Below are 1,907 nucleotides of genomic sequence, written 5' to 3'. Positions count from 1 at the left end.
CTCTAAGGACATTTACGATAAAAATACTGTTTTTGTTACCGTTCATGGATTAAAAAGTATAGAAGGTGCAACTGGTTTTGCCGATTTACTGCAAGAGCGAAAAGTAAATATTACACGACCATATATGGCGATCTCATCTGTAAATTATGAAATTGTACAACGACATAAAAATCTCAAAAACTACCTAGAAACCCAATAAACAACCAAAATTATGTTTTCAGAAAAGCCCAAAAAAGCAAAATCAATTTTAGAATCCGTTAACCAACAAAACACCATTGCAAGAGGAACGACCATTACCGGTGATATTATAAGTGATGGCGATTTCAGGATAGAAGGTACGGTGCAAGGAAATGTCAAAACTCCAGGCAAAGTTGTTCTTGGAAAAACGGGTGTCATCAACGGCACACTACATGGAGCAAATGCCGATATTGAAGGAAAATTCTCAGGAAAGTTAATCCTTACGGAAATGCTATCACTGAAGTCGTCAGCTTTTGTTGAAGGCGAAGTAGAAGTTGGTAAATTTGCTGTTGAGCCAGGCGCAACGTTCAATGCAACTTGTGTTATGCGCGGTAGCCAAAATGAATTTGGCAACAATTCTAAACCGTCACAAAACAATGACACGCCCGCCAAAAAAGAACAACTCGTTAAATAATTATGCCAAATACTCTTCAATAGCATTCCAGATGATTGCTATAGTTGCAATTGGCAGTTTTGTCGGTGTTAAAATCGATGATCATTTTGGTAACGAGAATAATTTGTGGACCATAATATTATCATTGTGTTCCACAATTCTTGCAGTTATTTTTGTGATAAGGCGTATTATTGCAGATTCAAAAGGCAATAATTAATTGTCCACACTAATTTCAATGCAATGAATAAAGCTTTTAAGACCAGACAACTCAATTTTTTGTTCCAAATACTTGTTTTAAGTGCAGTGGTGTTTGGTATTCATGGATATTTGCTGTCTTATTTTGGAACAGAGTTAAAATTATTTTTCCCGATTTGGCAAATTTATGTGTTCCATTTAGGCGTTACGACTTTGTTTTATAGCGTTATAAATTATCGATTTTCTCAAGGGCAAACTGATATTTTTGTTTTATTTATGGCATGTACATTGACAAAAATGATGCTCGCTATTTTATTCCTTTTGCCTTTAATTTTATCAGACTTCGAGAAAAAACAACCGGATATTTTCAATTTTTTTATCCCGTATTTTATCTATCTGGGTTTTGAAGTCTATTCTATTACCAAGTTTCTTCAAAAAAGTTAAGAGTTTTTGTGAAGGAAAAAGGCTTTTTAATTTCAATTATTGTCATCATTATCGCACTGGGATATCGGTATTTAAAACGGAAAGGAGTCAATAAATGAAAAATCTGGAATGGTGACAATTTTAATAAGGTTGCAACTTCAACTCCTTAAAACTACAATTCAAAGTTTTAGTTTTTGATAAAATCACTTTTAATAAAAGGCTTACCTTTTTTTAGTGCCAAGGTAAATACCTAATAAGGCTCCTGTTAACAATACAAATTGGGCATAGTCATTCTTTAAGATCTTTAAAATGACACCCATTAAAATTAAAGAAACTGTAAAAACACGCAAATACGTTAGGTCTGTTTTCATTCAATACCGATTGATTAATGAGTTTAGTTTTTTAGAAGTTCAAAATATTTATTGAGCTTTTTTATTCATTTTTAAAATTGACAAATACATACTAGCAGACAAACAAAGTGAGGATATTGCACCAAGAATCGCTCCTAAACGTTGCTTTTCAGTTTGATCGCCAATTATGATTAATGTTACAAAAGCACCTAAAAGAATTAAACTTACAACTAGGATGATGCGAGCTCCTTTTTTTCTGGATGAAGGTTTCATATTTTTTAAATTACTATAGGTGTTACTCGTTTTTT

5 protein-coding genes are annotated in these 1,907 nt (G+C 32.7%); 4 read left to right on the top strand and 1 reads right to left on the bottom strand.

Annotation, left to right across the window (positions count from 1 at the left end):
- The 4 genes from VNJ50_RS14050 to VNJ50_RS14040 all read left to right on the top strand — a co-directional run.
- The coding region (locus VNJ50_RS14050) for a hypothetical protein (protein WP_325582927.1) at window positions 1–199 on the top strand (199 nt) is incomplete at its 5' end.
- Between the two features lie 12 nt (window positions 200–211).
- Window positions 212–652 (top strand): polymer-forming cytoskeletal protein, encoded by a 441-nt coding sequence (locus VNJ50_RS14045; RefSeq protein WP_325582926.1) that lies wholly within the window; start codon window positions 212–214, stop codon window positions 650–652.
- Window positions 549–848: an AtpZ/AtpI family protein gene (locus tag VNJ50_RS15675; RefSeq protein WP_414652902.1), complete on the top strand. Its 300-nt coding sequence runs from the start codon at window positions 549–551 to the stop codon at window positions 846–848. Before VNJ50_RS14045 ends, VNJ50_RS15675 begins: the two co-directional genes overlap by 104 nt.
- Window positions 849–871: 23 nt before the next feature.
- On the top strand, window positions 872–1,270 hold the full coding sequence (locus tag VNJ50_RS14040; protein ID WP_325582925.1) for a hypothetical protein: 399 nt from the start codon (window positions 872–874) through the stop codon (window positions 1,268–1,270).
- Between the two features lie 398 nt (window positions 1,271–1,668).
- Here VNJ50_RS14040 and VNJ50_RS14035 read toward each other — a convergent pair.
- Window positions 1,669–1,907: hypothetical protein (locus VNJ50_RS14035; RefSeq protein WP_325582924.1), on the bottom strand; the 239-nt coding region annotated here is incomplete at its 5' end.

This window comes from Gelidibacter sp. (assembly GCF_035577925.1).
Classification (GTDB): domain Bacteria; phylum Bacteroidota; class Bacteroidia; order Flavobacteriales; family Flavobacteriaceae; genus Gelidibacter.
Note: the sequence above shows the minus strand (reverse complement) of the source record. Positions and strands in the feature narration are given on the sequence as shown.